We start from the raw sequence: 15,552 nt of genomic DNA, 5'->3' as shown, positions 1-15,552 counted from the left end.
ACTTTCTGATTTGGCAAAATACCGCGACCCCACCCACCGAGTTTCCCGATGAAGCAGATGACCTTCGCCGACGCCGAGTACGCTGGCAAGCGCAAGCAAACCCGCAAGGAGTTGTTCCTGATCGAGATGGATCGGGTGGTGCCGTGGAAGGGCTTGATTGCTTTGATCGAGCCACATTATCCGAAGGGTGAAGGTGGCCGTCCGGCCTACCCGTTGATGGCGATGCTGCGTGTGCATCTGCTGCAGAACTGGTTCGGCTACAGCGATCCAGCGATGGAGGAAGCGCTGTACGAAACCACGATCCTGCGCCAGTTTGCCGGGCTGAACCTGGAGCGCATCCCCGACGAAACCACGGGGTGCTGCTGGTCCGCAAGTGACCCGCTGCGATTGAACGCCGGCGGCCAACCGGCGCTCACATCCGTAACCCTCACGGATTACGGAGGCACACGCATGCTGGTATTCGAGTCGATCTACACCGAAGGTCTGGCGCAGATTTCCTATCTGGTGGGCGACAGCAAGGCCGCCGTCGCCGCGGTGATCGATCCGCGGCGCGACGTCGAGGTCTACCTCGACCTGGCGCGCGACAAGGGCCTGCGCATCGCCTATGCCATCGAGACGCACATCCACGCCGACTTCGTTTCCGGCGCCCAGGCGCTGGCCGAACGCTGCGGCGCCGAGATCATCGGCGGACTACGCCTTCGGGCTGCGTCAGGTGGACGACGGCGAGGTGCTGGAACTGGGTCAGGTCAGCCTGGAAGTGCTGCACTCGCCAGGCCACACCCCCGAGCACATCTCGCTGCTGCTACGTGACAGCCAGCAGGGCGAAGCGCCCTTCGCGCTGTTCACCGGCGATACGCTGTTCAACCTCGACGTCGGCCGCCCCGACCTGCTCGGCGAGGACAGCACCAAGCAGCTGGCAGCGCAGCTCTACGCCACGCTGTTCACCCGCTACCTGCCGCTCGGCGAACGCATCGAGATCTACCCCTGCCACGGCGCCGGCTCGGCCTGCGGCAAATCCATCGGTGACCGTCGCCACTCCACCCTCGGCAAATGGCCAATCGCTTTTTCCACCGGCCAGAGGCACAGGTACTGCCGGATAAGGCTGCGCCGTTATCCACCCTACGCCCCGTCGATCACCCGATGCGCAGGGTGGAAAACGGCCAGCGGCCTTTCCCACACGTCAGTATTCGACTTGCAGTTCGGCGCTGCGCGGTTCGGCTTGGCAGGCCAGCGCCCAGCCCTGACGCACCTCGCTTTCGCTCAGCACCTGGTTGCTGCGCATGCTCACGCTGCCCTCCACCACCCGGCACTTGCAGGCGGCGCAGACACCCGAGCGGCACGCGCTCGGCGGTTGCAGGCCAGCCTGTTCCATGGCCTCCAGCAGCACCTCGCCGCGCGGCACGTCCAGCTCGTGACGGCGACCGTCGAGCGCGACCCGCAGGCGGCTGCGGCGCCCGCCCGGTGCGGCCGTCGGCGCTGCGGCGGCAAAGCGTTCCAGATGGATACGCGCCGCATCCACACCCCGCTCGCCCAGCGCGGCACCCGCGGCATCCATGAACGGTTGCGGCCCGCAGATGAAGGCGTCGGCGGCTGACCAGTCAGCGATCTTCGTGGCAATCGCCGGGCCGCTCGGCACACCCTGCTCGGCATCGAGCCAGATGCGCAGCTGCAGGCGATCGGGGTAACGCGCAGACCACTCGGCCAGCTCCTCGGCAAAGATCAGCGAGGCGGCATCGCGGCTGGCATAGAACAGCCGTACCTGCCCGCTGCCCTCGACCAGCGCCGCCTGCAGGATCGCCATCAGCGGCGTGATACCGCTGCCGGCGCCGAGCAGCAGCAGATCGTCATCCAGGTTGCGCGGCACGAACACGCCGGCCGGCGGCAGCGCCTCGATGCAATCGCCGGCCTGCAGGTTGTCCAGCAGCCAGTTCGACGCGCGGCCGCCGGGCACCCGCTTGATGGTGATGCGCAGCGCGCCATCCGCCTGCGGTCGCTGCGACAGCGAGTAGCAGCGCAGCAGCGCCGGCTCGGCAGCGGGCACCTTCAGCGTGAGGAACTGCCCCGGCTGCGCGGCAAAGCGTGCGCGCTGGGCGGCCGGCACCTGCAGGGTGAACGAGCAGCTGTCGGCGGTTTCGGCCTGGCGTGAGACGATGCGCAGACGGGTGAACTCCCCGGCGGCAGGCGCTGGCGCCGATGCGAACGCGGTCGCGACCGACGTCGTTGCCGGTGTCGACGTCGAAGCCGAAGGTGCAGTCGAAGCCGGCCCCGCCTTGGGCACGCCGCGCAGCATCGGCCATACCGACTTGCGGCGGAACAGCAGCACATAGCCGACATGCAGGCCGATCAGCCACAGCCCCAGGTTGGCGAAGAACTCGTGCACCTCCTCGGCATCGCCCATCCAGCCGATGAAATCGATGTCGCTGGCAGCGCCGAAGACATCCGGCCCCACGCCCGGCAGGGCGGCCAGCACATCGCCGTTGTCGACCATACCCAGGCCGACCACGCTGGCAATGGCGAAACTGCCCAGCGCGCCGACCGTCAGCCACTTGCCGACGCTCGACAGGCCCGGCTTGCTCCGCTGGCCCTTCGGCGGCAGCAGCTGTGGGAAGCCGCGCAGGCGCAGCGGCACGATCAGCAGGCGCCACACCAACAGCGCCACCAGGCCGTAGCCCAGCCAGATATGCAGCGTCTCGGCGTCGTCACCGCTGAGGTAGGCGCCAAGAAAGAAACCGGCCAGCAGCCAGTGGAACAGACGGAAACGATTGAAAGCAGCCACGACGGCGATCCTCATTGAATGGATGCCGCCTTTGTATTCCTGCGAGCTGAAACGAAACTGAACGCCGCCAGCCGCTGCGGTTCAGCTTGGCGTAAGGCGGCGCGCCTAGGCTGCACTCATTCCCAACCGGAGAGCGCACCATGAAAGCCCGCTGGATCATCCTCCTGTCCTGCTGCCTGAGCCTGCCCGCCCTGGCCGAAACCGAACACCCACTGCTGCCCGGCTACGCCGCCCAGGCGCGTCAGGAGAATCCGAACTTCGCCGGTTTCTCCGCCGAGCGCGGCAAGGCGCTGTACTTCGCCGAGGAGCAGCGCAATGGCAAGACCATGAGCTGCACCACCTGCCACACCGCCGACCCGCGTCAGCCCGGCAAGACGCCGGCGCATCGCAAGGTCGATCCGCTGGCGCCGGCAGCCAACCCCGAGCGCTTCACCGACCTGAAGAAGGTCGAGAAATGGTTCCGCCGCAACTGCGACGACGTCTACGCCCGTGAATGCACCGCGCAGGAAAAAGGTGACTTCATCAGCTGGATCGACAGCATCAAATAAGGAGCCTGCCATGAAGATCGCACCCCTCGCTGCCGTCGCCGGGCTGGGCCTGACCCTGGTACTGGCCGGCCTCAGCTTCGCCGATGACGACGACCATCGAGAGCGCAAGGGCTACAAGCGGCCCAAGCGCCTGACGGTACCCAGCGACGCACCGCTGGTGTGGAAGGAAGAATGCGCGGCCTGCCACATGCTCTATTCTCCCGGCCTGCTGCCTGCCGATGCCTGGCGCGAGCAGATGCGCACCCTGGGCGATCACTACGGCAGCAACGCGTCGCTGGACCCGGTGCAGGAAAAGGAAATCCTCGACTTCCTGGTCCGCGCCTCGGCCGCCAACCGCCTACCGGTGGAGCCGTCACCCACCGCCGGCGAGCCGCCACGCATCAGCCAGACGCGCTGGTTCGAGCACAAACACGACGAGCTCAGCGAAGCCAAGTTCGCCCGCGAGTCGGTCGGCGGCCGCTTCAACTGCGTGGCCTGCCATCGCGACGCGGAAAAAGGCGACTTCGACGAGGACCGGGTGAAGATTCCGCGCTGAGACAAAAATAGCCGGAACATTTCGCCAACCGTTGCGTTATATCCCTGCGGCAACCCGGCCGGCAGCGCACGGGCACCGGTAAAAACCGAGGCGTTGGCAACGCAGCAGGTTTTAGCGGCGCCCTGCGCGGTCAACCCAGACGAGCGCTTAATGAACGACAGCGAACAGGACCTCATCCAGCAGGCCGCGCGTGGTGATCGCCAGGCGTTCGGCACGCTAGTGCGCGTCCATCAGGCGCGGGTCTTCCACTTCCTCCGTCGCCTGCTCGGCAGCGCCGACGAGGCCGCGGACCTGACCCAGGAAACGTTCATCCGCGCCTTCCAGGCACTGCCCAGATGGCGCCCGGAGGCACGTTTGCAGACCTGGCTGCTGCAGATCGCGCGCAATGCCGCGCTGGATACGCTGCGCCAGCGGCAGCGCTACGTCGACGTGGCGCCGGAGGAGCAGGCCGAGCCGGTCGATCCGGCGCCGTCGCCGCTAAGCCGACTGCAGAGCGCGCGCGATCTGGCATTGCTGGAACGCTTGCTGGCCCGCCTGCCCCACGAACAGCGCGAGATCCTGCTGCTGCGCGAGGTGGAAGGGCTGGCCTACGACGAACTGGCCGCCACGCTGCAGCTCAACGCCGGCACCGTCAAGTCGCGCCTGGCGCGCGCCCGCGAGGCGCTGCTGCACGGCTACCGTCAGGCCAACGGAGGCACCCTCGATGACTGAGCATCTGGACATGGCGATCCTGTCCGCCTACCTCGACAACGAACTCGACGCCGCCGAACAGCGCCACGCCGACGGCCACCTGGCGGTTTGTCCGCAGTGTCGCGCGACGCTGGCCGAACTCGACGGGCTCGGCCAGGGCTTGCGTGCGCTGGCCTGTCCGGAGCTGCCGGCCGGGTTGCAGGCGCGTCTGCAGCGGCCCTTTGCGCCGCCACCCGCGCGCAGCGGGTGGGCGCGCCACTGGGCGCAGGGTATCGGTGCCGCGGCGTCGGTTCTGCTCGGCCTGCTGCTCGGCTACACCCTGCCCGGCCAGCCGTCGCGCAGCTCACCCAGCCACGACCTGCTCGCCGTCCTCGGCAGCGCGCCACCCGGCGCGCTCTGCGCGCGTCCCGAATTCTGCTATCTGAAGGTAAACCTGAAATGAGCAACACCACCCTGCGCAACGCCCTGGCCCTGTCCGTGCTGGTCAACGTCGGCGTGCTCGCCGGCCTCGGCTGGCAGAAACTCAGTCGCGATGGCCTGCCGATTCCCTCCGGCGCACCGACCGAGCTGTCGCGCGAGCTGCAACTGAGCGCCAGCCAGCTGCAGCGCTGGCACGATGCCGAGGCGCCGTTCCTGGCCTACCTGCGCGCCTCCAACGCCAGCCTCGGCGAACACCGCAACCGGCTGATCGAGGCGATTTTCGCCGAACAGGTGGACCGCACGGTGATCGACGCCGAGCAGGCGAAGATCGCCGAACTGCAGAACGAACAGCAGCGCCTGCTCATCGACCAGCTGCTGCAGGAGCGCGAGATCCTCGAACCGCAGCAGCGCGCGCGGCTCGTCCAGGTGCTCACGCAGCAGTCGTTCGGCGCCGACAACATCGAGCAATTGCACCGCAAATGACGGATTGCACGGCGCGATGGAACAAAACCGTCGCGCCTGCGTTAGAACATCAGGAGCCGCACTTCGCCGGCTCGCTCAATGGAGTTCTATCGATGATCCGCAAACCTTACGCTCTCGCCCTCGCCATCATCCTCGCCGGCACCCTCGGCCACGCCGGCACCAGCCTCGCCGCCACCAGCCATGACCACGGCCACGGCGAAGGCGCGCCGGCGCTGCAACTCGATGCCGGCAAGCGCTGGGCCACCGACGCGCCGCTGCGCCAGGCAATGGGCACCATCAACAACGATATGCGCCAGGCGCTGCCGGCGATCCACGAAGACCGTCTGCCCGCCGCCCGCTACGGCGAACTGGCCGAGACGGTGCGCGGCCAGGTCGCCTACATGGTGGAGAACTGCAAGCTGAGCGCCGAGGCCGACGCGCAGCTGCACCTGATCATCGCCCAGCTGCTCGCCGGTGCCGACGCCATGAGCGGCGCCCCGGCCGGTCAGCGCGACGGCGCGGTGACGGTGGTCGGCGCGCTGGGCGACTACGCCACTTACTTCGCCGACGACAGCTTCAAGCCGCTGGAACACTGATCGACCGCCGCGCTCAACCCTTGTCCGGCCGTGCCGGCGGGGCCGCTTTCACCGCGAGCGGCACCTCGGCGGCCACCGCTTCCGACTCGCCCTCGCCGCTGCGATCTCCGCTGGTGTTGGCCAGCAGGCTGGCGGTGGCGGTCTGCAGGTAGGCGTGCAGCTGGCGCAGCAGCTGCGGCTGATCCTCGGCAGCGGCGATCCGCTCGCCAGCCGGTTCACCGCCCAGGCGATAGCGATACAGCCGCGCCGGCTGCTCCTTGGGCTGTACCAGCACCCGATCACCGCGGATCAGCGCCACGGTCTGGTCGCTGCCCGACGGCTTGACGATGCCGAAACCCGGATCGTCCGCCGGCAGGCTGAGCAAATCGCGGCCCCAGCATTGATGACGCACCTCGCCACCGAGGCGGCCCATGATGGTCGGCACCACGTCCACCTGCGTACCGACCACCTCGCGACGGCTGCCGAAACGCTCGGTGACGCCCGGGGCGATCAGCAGCAGCGGCACGTGGAAGCGCAGCAGGTCCATCTCGGTGACTTCCTCCGGCGCGCCGAAACCGTGGTCGCCGACCACCACGAACAAGGTCTGCTTGAACCAAGGCTGGTTACGCACCTTGTCGAAGAACTGCCCCAGCGCCCAGTCCGAATAACGCATCGCCGTCAGATGCTGATCCAGCGCGCCATGCCCCTCGACAGCAGCGACCGGCAACTGCTCGGGCAGCGCATACGGCGTGTGGTTGGACAGCGTCTGCAGCAGCGCATAGAACGGCGCGCCGTTATCCAGCTTGCCCAGCTCCTCGGCGGCGCGGGTGAACATGTCCTGGTCGGAAACGCCCCAGGTCGGGTCGGAAACCACCGGATTCACGTAGTCGTTGCGGCCGACGAAGCGCTTCATGCCCTGGTTGCCGAAGAACCCCGCCTGGTTGTCCCAGGCGAAATCGCCGTTGTAGACGTAAACGTCGTCGAACGCCCGCGCACCGAGCAGCTGCGGCAGGCCGGAGAAGCGATGGCCGCCTTCGGGCGTCTGCATCAGGTACTCGAAGCCCGGCAGGTTGGGAAAGCAGGCCATGCTGGCGAACATGCCCTGGTGGGTGTGGGTGCCGTTGGCGAAGAAGCGCTCGAACAACAGCCCCTCGCCGGCCAGGCGGTCGAAGTTCGGCGTGATGCCGTCGGCACTGCCGAGCGCGCCGACATAGCGGCCGGCGAAGCTCTCCATGAGGATCACCACCACGTTGCGCACCGCCAGCTGGCCGTCCGCCGGCGGCTGGAAGTCACGGCGCACCGGCGCCAGCTCGGCGTCCACCAGCCGGTCGTTGGCGGTCAGCAGCAGCTCGCGGGCGATCGCCTGCGCATCCGCAACCGGCAGTGTCGCCTTCCAGCTGTTGTCGCGATGGCTCGAGAAGCGGTTGCGCGCCGCATCGTAGAGCGACAGCGTGGCGTTCTGTCCGAGGTGGTTGGCGAAGGTCGAGGCGGTGGTGAAGGCATCGCCCCAGCGCAGCGGCGGGCCCTGACGCAGCGTGCCGCGCGCGGCCACCACGCTGACCACCAGCAACACGCCGAACACCGCGAACCGCGCCGGCCAGCTCGCGCCGCGGCGGGCCGGCGCGCTCGCCAGGCTCACCGGAGCGGCGCGGGTGCGGCGCTCCAGCCAGCCGAACAGCGCGAACAGCGCGGCGCTCGCCGCGAGCCAGGCGGCCAGCAGCCGCAGCACCGGGAAGCCGTGCCAGAGCATGCTCAGCACCGTCGCCGGGTCTTCCTGCAGGTACTGGTGTTGGCGCTGATGGAAAATTGACCCACCCTGCCGATTGAAATTTGACCCAGGGCGGATTGCTGATTTTGTTACCAGCAACTGTGGATAAGTCTACCAGCGCAGCTGCTGTTGCCCCCACTCCTTCGCTAGCCCAGTTCAGTTGTTTAAGACCTGCCACACGCAGCCATGTAGCAGGCCGTCGTCGCCATGAAATCAGAACGGCTCATCGTCCTCCGGTTCTTGGCCGCCCTTACGCTTTCGCTCCCGTGATTTGATCTTGGCCTGGGCCGCCAAGCTACTGTGTTGCAGGCGATAGGACTCGTTACCGGTTTCGACGATGTGGCAGTGGTGGGTCAGCCGATCCAGCAGGGCGGTGGTCATCTTGGCGTCGCCGAACACGCTCGACCATTCGGCGAAGCTCAGGTTGGTGGTGATCACCACGCTGGTGTGTTCGTACAGCTTGGACAGCAGGTGAAACAGCAACGCACCGCCAGCCTGGCTGAACGGCAGATAACCCAGTTCGTCGAGGATGACCAGATCCATGCGCAGCAGTGCCTGGGCGATCCGCCCGGCTTTGCCGTCGTGTTTTTCGCGCTCCAGCAGATTGACCAGATCGACCGTGGAGTAGAAGCGCACGCGCTTACTGAGCAACGTCGCACACACGGAGTTTGGTTAAGTCGCAGGCTCGAAGCTTGCTGTCGATGGCCAGATCGAAGAGAGCCAGATCCCGGGATCTTTCTGCAATTTGAAGCCTTACTCGGATGGCCCAGATATCTCTCAGTCGGAGTGGGGTTTTCTGCCCGACCAACTTACCTTTGTTCCAGGGCTGACGGCTACAGGTAGCAATGATGTTTCATGGCAAGTCCTCCACATGTGGGAGGGCAAGCATGGCTAGCCAGAGCAGTGGTCGCTAACCGGCCAATAGCGGTCATCGAGCGATTGATAAAATTTGAGTGATTCAAGCGCATCACCCACGACGACTACTTCGCCATCGAGTTGATGGTATTAGCCTTGTTCAACTCTCGGCATACTGTGCGAAAAATAGGGAGTAAGATGATGAGCGATGAGCTTTATGTTTCCGTCGATGTCGAGACTTCGGGGCCGGTGCCAGGCATCTATAGCCTGCTTTCCATCGGCGCTTGCGTCGTCTCAGCGCCCGCTCAGTCAATCTATCTCGAGCTCCAGCCAGACGGCCTACAACACGATCCAGAGGCTGTCGCCGTAACTGGCCTTGACCTCACCAGGCTCGAAAACGAAGGGCTAGCCCCACAGACTGCGATGCTCAAGCTGGAGCAATGGTTGAACCAGATATGTCCGGCAGATCAGAAAGTCGTTTTCGTGGGGCTGAATGCCCCGTTTGACTGGTCGTTCATCAACTACTACTTCCACAAGTATTCTGGGACGAACCCCTTTGGGTTCACCGCACTCGACATGAAGGCGTATTACATGGGGGTTACCGGATGCCGCTGGAGGGAAACTAAATCGTCCCAAATGACCGCTCGTTTCAACCCCCAAAGCGCACCCAACCATAACGCGTTGGACGACGCACGATTCCAGGGGGAGCTTTTCGCTCTCATGCTGGCAGCGGCACGTAACCACTAATCTGGCCAACTGCCCCAGACGGCTTCAACATAACGCCCATCCCTGAAAGACCAAGCCTTTATGCCTTCGTGGCTGCTGGAGTTGCCCACGATGATGGCCAGCGGGTGCGGCAGCTGTTGGGTGTAGCACGCCGCGAACCTGGAAAAACTCCCGATATCAGCGGGGGAGATCATGGGGATGCTTTGCGGGTGCGTATGCCAGTACCCCACCAGACGGAGACCTGCGGCGTTAGCCTGCGCAATTTCCTTTCGACAGCGACGAGCATTCAAATCCAGCCAGGTCCTACCAGCCCGATCATCTTTATGAGGAGGAGTCGCCAAGGCCAGTACCAATCCGGCAGCACCTGAGGGGTCGACGAATAGCTGTCCTCCACGCTCCACATCAAAGTACTTCTGTCTGTAGCTCTCCAGCAGGCTCGCAACCTCCTGCGATACCAACAGAGGAGTGTTTAGCCCGGGCCAGGTCCATTGCCAGGCGATCGCCGTCATTTACTTCTGTCCGATGCTTCCGGCCAATCGCGCTCCAACTGAGCCTGCTGCATTCCGGCAGGTAGCTCAGGCCCGAGGTAGTTACCTCCCCGCGTAACCACGTCATCAGGTCTATTGATGCTGCTGACCCAGCTCGGGCTGCCGATGCTGCCAATCAACACTCGTAATGCAGCTTGAGAAACCATCGACGCAATGTTCACCATCCCAAGTGAGCCTCCTGGGATGAAACTCTCCCCGCAGGCGGGAAGGGCGACGACCCCACCTTCCGGCCACTCGGTGAACTTGTGCTTAAAATCACCGTTGTCTGTGAATAGGCCCCGAGCATCAAATGCACCAGGTGGTGCAAGGAGCACATGCCCCACCTGTGTATGAGGCTCACTCCAGGCCTGGAGTAAACCCCAGGAGGTGCCATTCGACTTGGCCCCCCACAGCGCCACCTCGGACTGCCAGTCCGCGGTAGTAACCACTACCAGATCCGCTTTATCAAAAACCTCTGGATTCTTGTACATCACCACTTCGGCGAAGGTGGCAAACGCCGCGACTTCCGTAGTGGGCAGGTCTTTGCGAATTTTCTCCTTAAGCGCTTCTGCCTTGGGGAGACCGAGATCATCGGCACCGAGCACATGTCTGCCAAGATTTGCCGAGACCAAGTGGTCCGGGTCAATGAGTGTCAGATGACCAACACCCGAACGCGCCAACTGTAGGGCAACGGTGCTACCCAATGAACCTACCCCGATGCAAACGACGCGAGCCCCTTCTAGTTTCTGCGCCACGCCACTGAGGTCACGGGACAAAATCTCTGTTCGATCCAGCACATCCAGCGTCGTTGCTCGGATCAGAACAGGGGGATGATTGACTGCAACTGCAGGCTGGCGCCGCGCTGATCGCAGGTAAAACCTCGATCCTCGATCCAGCTGTGGGCCGTATGCGCGAACATTCAGGCAGTAGATTGGGGCGCTGGCATCCCCGGGGAGCTCCAAAGCGATCCAGCGGTTGGGCAGTGAGCCACGCTCATTGAACCAAGCTACCAGCTGCGTTCTGTCATTAGGAGCAAGATGCGGCAAGAGCCATGTGAGCAGTAGCTCAGGGGCGGGAAGACGCAGGTCCGGATAGCTCCGAAGCTTTGCGTAGAAACCTGGGGCCTCCGGTGCTCGCATCCTTGGAGATCGGCCAATCGTCCGCCGGCAGTGTCTTTTCAAGGATGCCAAATCCGTGGCGAGCCAGACTGTTTCTTGGCCAGATGGTAACGTTTGTCGAGGATCGCTAAGGGCATACAGCTTCGAGGCAGCTTGAGGGCGATCCAAAAGGATAAGGTTCTGTAGAGATAGCCCTTGCTGCCTAGACCAGTACGATGTGATTTCGCGACGAAATTCGGCGTCCCGGGTAGCCGCACATGAACCCATTCGCGACAAATTTACGATCTTGCATAACCGCGCCAGGCTATCCGACACCACGTATTCAGGGGTGCCCATCACTGGGCGCTCCTGGAAACCATGTAGGCAGAGCCCGACTTCCATAGCGTGAGGCCATACAAGCCACGGCGAAGGCTCGACTGTCAGCCTCAACCCTCCGCGGGGGAAATTCTTGGGAAAGCTTATGCGTAGCCGCCGCTCCGTGCCCGTATAGTCAACTGGCAGAGGGAAGTAGTAGCTCGCAGCTTCACCGGTCCGAGCGACTGCCGGCTGAAGCAGCGCGTGTGCGGCATCTTCGCCAAGAGCACGTCGCAGCGCGGCTATACCACGCTGCAGAGACGTATCCGTCTGATCAACCAAGACGCCCAACTGGCTTCACATCCTCTTGAGAGTTCGCAGTCCCGCTCACGCCTCCAAACATGGTGCCCATTAACATGGCGTTTCGGGTGGTGCCATCAGGCCGGCCAGGCATCGTCCAATTGGGCGGAATTTCGCTATTCACTGCCGAAATGAAGGTAGGGCCAATGCCGAAGTTTTCGTTCACGGCCTTGGCAAACGCTTCTGCGGACTCGAAGCTTTCAAGTCCCAGCGAGACCGATACGCTGGCATTCTCGTGCCATTCTTGGAATGCCCTACGGTAGCGATGTCCATCGAGCGGCCTATTCCATTTTTCAGCGAAGTTTTCGCCGCTATCTGCCGGATTGCAAACCTGGCATTCGTTGCCCCGGTACTTAACGTGATCCGGCATCCTTCGGACGATTTCGAGGATGGCATCTAGCGGCCTTAGCGGCGTCGACTGGGAGTCTTTCGCCACATCAAGGTAGGCGTGGGTAGCGAGAGTAGTGATGACTGCTGAAATCGGACGATGATCCGTATTTTTGGTGCGGATGGCCCACTCATCCCGATGTCGCTTCAGCAGCTTGATCGTAGCCCGAAGTGGGTCTTGATCGAGATAGTCCTGATACTGCGGCAGCGGATCCTGAGTGGCGGCATCAAAAGCGCGCTGGCTTTTCGCGACAGCCATATGTTCCGCCAAGGAGATGGTTTGCGTTGACGCGACCTGCAACCATTTTGAGTAGGGGATCGGGCTACTCGCCTTCCACCCAGTCTCCCGATCCGGTACTTCCAGCTTACCTTCGCCATTGCCTTGAGAGTTCCCATTGATGGCTCGCGCGGGCGTGACATCAATGTGGAATCCAGGGTTTTCGTCAGCATAAATGATCCGGATGCCTCGGCGTAGTTGCTTGATTTCCTCCTGGACACGGCTGCCAGCCTTGAAGCGTTCCTCAATGGCATCCAGAACCTCTTGAGCTCCAGCACCCTGGGCATGAGGGAGCCAAATAATGGCGTCCGCGTCGATGGTGTCCAGATCCTCTGGGGCGCCAGAAACGGGTTTGATCGTTGTCTTCAGGCGCATGGAGCCTTGGACAAAAATGTGCGCCTCCGCCAGTAGTGGATTGTCGGAAGCGTTGAGGATCTTCTCAAGCTGGGAGTATCGGTCGTTGATCTTCTCGTACTGTGCTTCAGACAGTGAGATCTCCTTCGCGGCGCGGAGCAGAAAGTGCTCCCAGCTTCCGCGCTTGGTCTGTTCATTGCTCATGGACATCAACGAACCTCCTGGGCTTGGTGGCCCAACTGTAGTGTTGGCGTGAACCTGTTTTGGTTGTCTTTATCTCGATCGAAAATCAGGTAAGCGTGTTGGTGTTGCGTAGTAAGCAAGGCCCCGAACTCAATTGCCAAAGCAGCGGGAATCGCCGCAAACACATGGATTGTGTCTGCAGTCATGGCCTCAAGCCGGCTCAAGTGCGTTTGTAGAGCGTCGCGAAACGCGTGTATCACGCGACGATTCTGAACCATCGCATAGCTGGGCACTGGGATGCTCAGCTCAGCGATACGTGCACCAGGTAGTGCCTCTTCGACATCGCGAGCTGGGACTTGTGCGGAGATAGACAACACCAGAGCCAGCGGGCCTTCTCCATCCGTGGGCGGGGTGAATACAAACTCGGGAGGTTCGGCTGACTGGTCAGGCCAACGTAGTTGGTGTTCGCGGTTGAACGAAAAAAGCAGGCGCTTGGATCGATCACCTAAGGACTGCCCCAGCATGATCAACGCTGGTATGTCTGCCACGCCCACTACGGCCAGCGCAGGAGCATCACCATAGGCTCCTCCGCGGCGCTTTAGCTGCTGCTCTAATTCGTGCTGAATGTTGTCCTTAATGCTCTGCCAATAGTGGGCATCCCTGCCACGATGGCTCGGGGCCGGAAAAGTGATCTTGATGGGATGATCGAATGCAGTCAGTCCCTCTGAGGACATTGCCACCAACAGATCACGAACGGGGATGTCGTTGTTTGTTGCGAAATGCTGGCTTTGGACAATTACGGGAATCGCTCTTCCACCGTCAGGAGTGGTTGCCGCTAGCCGGACTCGCTCCAGGTATGCTTGGTGCAGGCCGCTAAGGTCGCTTTCCGGATATCCATCAGCATCCCGATCGATTTTGTCATGGCAGCCGGGGCAGAGAAGCATGAGGTTAGCTGTGTCGTTGGTCAGAGATGCGGCCTTGGCTTCGTCATGGTCTGATTGAGCCCGTGGCCCCTTTGGGCTAGCCGGCAGTATGTGAGCCACCTCGCCCCATCTCATAGTTTTGCCAACACGGTAGTCGTGCATGAGGTCAGTGCCGCAAAGTTCACAATGGCCTGCTGCCTGAATCCATACGACATTTTTTGTCGTGCTGTCGGTGTTGTAGCGACCATTAGCAGGATTGTTTTTTTCTTGTTTGCCCACGACTCCTCCTTGAAATATCAGAAGCACTGATATTCGATAGCCCTTTGATATCAGATAAGGTCGCTGAATTGGAAATCAAGGGGGGGAGGGATGAAATAAGTGCCACTTGAGTCGCCTCTGATCTTGTAGGCAGTCGATGACTGCTATTGGCCGAAAACGGACTCCGCCGAAAGGCAGCTGCCGGCCAGAAGCCGGTCATTGAGTCTCGGCTAAAGTCGGGGCGATTTACACAAAATGAAGCGCATACGATGCAGGTATCTGCCTCATAGGCATCGCCAAGCCCAGCTGAACTTCTCAGCAGTCGCTGCTCGAACCGCACGATGTCGATGGCTGTCATGTTCCGACACTCATCGCGCGCATCAGTGACTAGTTCGGACGAGGTTCACTGGCTTTCGTCCGATCCCTTGCGTCCGATAAGTGGAAACCGCGAGCTGACATGCTTAGTGGTTCGAGTACGACAGACGTCTCGAATATGCCTATCGTTTTCTGATCCCCATCCCCCTCAGACCTTCAGCGCCGGGTCAGACTCAGGCTTCCAGTCGCCTATTCCCAATCCCATGTCGCCGGGGCATGCGGGTTCGGAGTAAGCAGGGAGCTCAGTTGCTGGCTACCAGTACCAGGTGCGATTTGGAGCCGGCGGCTTTTCTCGATTGCGCATTCCAGTCGCCCTGGATTCGGCGCGAAGCTTCAGCTTGCGCAGGGAGCAGAGGACGGAACCCCTCCTCGATACACTCGGGGGCCGTTTACTGGCCGGCGCTGGCGAGATGTGCCCAGGGAGACTGGATGAACTCGCTGAAGGAGATGCTGACCACTTCACCGATCCGGGCCTGAGCGTAGATGTCTGCCCAGTTATCGAGTTCAGCGTTAGACATGAGAGGGGTGCCTCCTGGGGCGATTGATGGGATCAGCGTACCAACCCCGCTAGATATGCAACCACGCTAGATACCAACCCCCCCCATGATGAACGCATCATGCGCCGCCAACTCCGCATCGATCTGGTCAACGGTTTTCCACATATATTTCCCTTTCTTTCTAGTTCAGGTTTTCGGCCAAGCTCCCATTTTTTTGGCTTCACACTGGTCAATTTGACTCCATATCAGGGGTACCCCGCGTCACACGTGGTTTTCAGAGGGCTTAGATATAGGGAAATACCGATTTCTCCTGAAATTTAGGTTTTCGCCAGATATGCTCTGCGGCCGATGAAGATGCATCGTCCTACTGAAACCTTCGCCCCGCGAGGGCTTCACAGATCCGATTGATGAAATGCGCATCGCAGGTTTTTCCACGGCCTCTCGCAGGCCAAGAACGACTGCCGTTTAGATGCCCTCGGCCGATCTGACCTGTTTCTTCTGAATATTCATGGCCAAAGTAACCGTCCGCCGAACCCATCTCCCCGCTTCTTCCAGATAACGGCATGGTGTCCACCTATTTTTGGTGGACACCATTTCAAGCCACTTTCTGGAGGGTTTCGTGTCTCGACAGCGCCGTACATTTC

General features: G+C 62.1%; 16 protein-coding genes and 4 pseudogenes. 10 read left to right on the top strand and 10 right to left on the bottom strand.

All coding sequences use genetic code 11. The annotated features are described in order from the left end of the window. Positions 1–48: 48 nt before the first annotated feature. Together CXK94_RS21270 and CXK94_RS22830 are read left to right on the top strand one after the other, a co-directional pair. Positions 49–354, top strand: a pseudogene (locus CXK94_RS21270) (IS5/IS1182 family transposase); the annotation flags it as partial. A gap of 96 nt (positions 355–450) precedes the next feature. Next, positions 451–810 (top strand): MBL fold metallo-hydrolase, encoded by a 360-nt coding sequence (locus tag CXK94_RS22830; protein ID WP_230357762.1) that lies wholly within the window; start codon positions 451–453, stop codon positions 808–810. Here CXK94_RS22830 and CXK94_RS22760 read toward each other — a convergent pair. Together CXK94_RS22760 and CXK94_RS21260 are read right to left on the bottom strand one after the other, a co-directional pair. Beyond that, on the bottom strand, positions 803–991 hold the full coding sequence (locus CXK94_RS22760; protein WP_225030852.1) for a hypothetical protein: 189 nt from the start codon (positions 989–991) through the stop codon (positions 803–805). The two genes, CXK94_RS22830 and CXK94_RS22760, sit on opposite strands and share 8 nt — an antisense overlap. A gap of 189 nt (positions 992–1,180) precedes the next feature. Beyond that, positions 1,181–2,776, bottom strand: coding sequence for a 2Fe-2S iron-sulfur cluster-binding protein (locus CXK94_RS21260; RefSeq protein WP_034064884.1), 1,596 nt, complete (start codon positions 2,774–2,776; stop codon positions 1,181–1,183). Between the two features lie 140 nt (positions 2,777–2,916). Between CXK94_RS21260 and CXK94_RS21255 the strand changes: the two genes are divergently transcribed. The 6 genes from CXK94_RS21255 (at position 2,917) to CXK94_RS21230 (ending at position 6,027) form a co-directional block, all read left to right on the top strand. Beyond that, positions 2,917–3,324, top strand: a complete 408-nt coding sequence (locus CXK94_RS21255; RefSeq protein WP_003302072.1) for a DUF1924 domain-containing protein — start codon at positions 2,917–2,919, stop codon at positions 3,322–3,324. Between the two features lie 10 nt (positions 3,325–3,334). Further along, positions 3,335–3,859, top strand: coding sequence for a diheme cytochrome c (locus tag CXK94_RS21250; RefSeq protein WP_003302071.1), 525 nt, complete (start codon positions 3,335–3,337; stop codon positions 3,857–3,859). Between the two features lie 150 nt (positions 3,860–4,009). Beyond that, entirely contained in the window at positions 4,010–4,570 is a 561-nt protein-coding gene (locus CXK94_RS21245; RefSeq protein WP_049324567.1) for an RNA polymerase sigma factor, read from the top strand. Next, positions 4,563–4,991 carry an anti-sigma factor family protein gene (locus CXK94_RS21240; protein WP_049324566.1) on the top strand — a complete coding sequence of 143 codons (429 nt, stop codon included), beginning with the start codon at positions 4,563–4,565 and terminating at the stop codon, positions 4,989–4,991. The genes CXK94_RS21245 and CXK94_RS21240 overlap by 8 nt, the downstream gene beginning before the upstream one ends. Beyond that, on the top strand, positions 4,988–5,452 hold the full coding sequence (locus CXK94_RS21235) for a periplasmic heavy metal sensor (RefSeq protein ID WP_049324565.1): 465 nt from the start codon (positions 4,988–4,990) through the stop codon (positions 5,450–5,452). The genes CXK94_RS21240 and CXK94_RS21235 overlap by 4 nt, the downstream gene beginning before the upstream one ends. Before the next feature lie 92 nt (positions 5,453–5,544). Then, positions 5,545–6,027 carry a hypothetical protein gene (locus tag CXK94_RS21230; protein WP_033937765.1) on the top strand — a complete coding sequence of 161 codons (483 nt, stop codon included), beginning with the start codon at positions 5,545–5,547 and terminating at the stop codon, positions 6,025–6,027. A gap of 13 nt (positions 6,028–6,040) precedes the next feature. On the opposite strand, the gene CXK94_RS21225 is transcribed toward CXK94_RS21230, so the two are convergent. From CXK94_RS21225 to CXK94_RS21215, 3 genes and pseudogenes are all read right to left on the bottom strand, one after another. Beyond that, positions 6,041–7,756, bottom strand: coding sequence for an LTA synthase family protein (locus CXK94_RS21225; protein ID WP_234455018.1), 1,716 nt, complete (start codon positions 7,754–7,756; stop codon positions 6,041–6,043). A gap of 231 nt (positions 7,757–7,987) precedes the next feature. Next, positions 7,988–8,422 (bottom strand): annotated as a pseudogene (gene istB / locus CXK94_RS21220) (IS21-like element ISPst3 family helper ATPase IstB); the annotation flags it as partial. Continuing rightward, a pseudogene (locus CXK94_RS21215) lies at positions 8,421–8,624 on the bottom strand (integrase); the annotation flags it as partial. The pseudogenes CXK94_RS21215 and istB, both read right to left, overlap by 2 nt. 203 nt (positions 8,625–8,827) lie before the next feature. Between CXK94_RS21215 and CXK94_RS21210 the strand changes: the two are divergent. Further along, positions 8,828–9,376, top strand: a complete 549-nt coding sequence (locus tag CXK94_RS21210) for a 3'-5' exonuclease (RefSeq protein WP_049325060.1) — start codon at positions 8,828–8,830, stop codon at positions 9,374–9,376. Here the strand turns inward: CXK94_RS21210 and CXK94_RS21205 are convergent. From CXK94_RS21205 to CXK94_RS21190, 4 genes are all read right to left on the bottom strand, one after another. After that, on the bottom strand, positions 9,373–9,864 hold the full coding sequence (locus tag CXK94_RS21205) for a Mov34/MPN/PAD-1 family protein (RefSeq protein WP_049325061.1): 492 nt from the start codon (positions 9,862–9,864) through the stop codon (positions 9,373–9,375). The genes CXK94_RS21210 and CXK94_RS21205 overlap by 4 nt on opposite strands. Continuing rightward, the gene (locus CXK94_RS22755; RefSeq protein WP_239664542.1) at positions 9,861–10,679 is read right to left on the bottom strand and encodes a ThiF family adenylyltransferase; all 819 of its coding nucleotides are present in this window, start codon (positions 10,677–10,679) and stop codon (positions 9,861–9,863) included. The genes CXK94_RS21205 and CXK94_RS22755 overlap by 4 nt, the downstream gene beginning before the upstream one ends. Before the next feature lie 949 nt (positions 10,680–11,628). Then, positions 11,629–12,882, bottom strand: a complete 1,254-nt coding sequence (locus CXK94_RS21195) for a nucleotidyltransferase domain-containing protein (protein ID WP_049325063.1) — start codon at positions 12,880–12,882, stop codon at positions 11,629–11,631. Beyond that, the gene (locus CXK94_RS21190) at positions 12,882–14,057 is read right to left on the bottom strand and encodes an SAVED domain-containing protein (RefSeq protein WP_049325064.1); all 1,176 of its coding nucleotides are present in this window, start codon (positions 14,055–14,057) and stop codon (positions 12,882–12,884) included. The genes CXK94_RS21195 and CXK94_RS21190 overlap by 1 nt, the downstream gene beginning before the upstream one ends. Positions 14,058–14,439: 382 nt before the next feature. On the opposite strand from CXK94_RS21190, the pseudogene CXK94_RS22860 reads away from it, so the two are divergent. Next, a pseudogene (locus CXK94_RS22860) lies at positions 14,440–14,547 on the top strand (hypothetical protein); the annotation flags it as partial. Positions 14,548–14,800: 253 nt separating this feature from the next. On the opposite strand, the gene CXK94_RS22750 reads toward CXK94_RS22860, so the two are convergent. Then, entirely contained in the window at positions 14,801–14,929 is a 129-nt protein-coding gene (locus tag CXK94_RS22750) for a hypothetical protein (protein WP_256046320.1), read from the bottom strand. Positions 14,930–15,552: the final 623 nt, after the last annotated feature.

The organism is Stutzerimonas stutzeri, from assembly GCF_002890915.1.
Taxonomy (GTDB): domain Bacteria; phylum Pseudomonadota; class Gammaproteobacteria; order Pseudomonadales; family Pseudomonadaceae; genus Stutzerimonas; species Stutzerimonas stutzeri_AF.
This window is presented reverse-complemented; position numbering and strand designations above follow the sequence as displayed.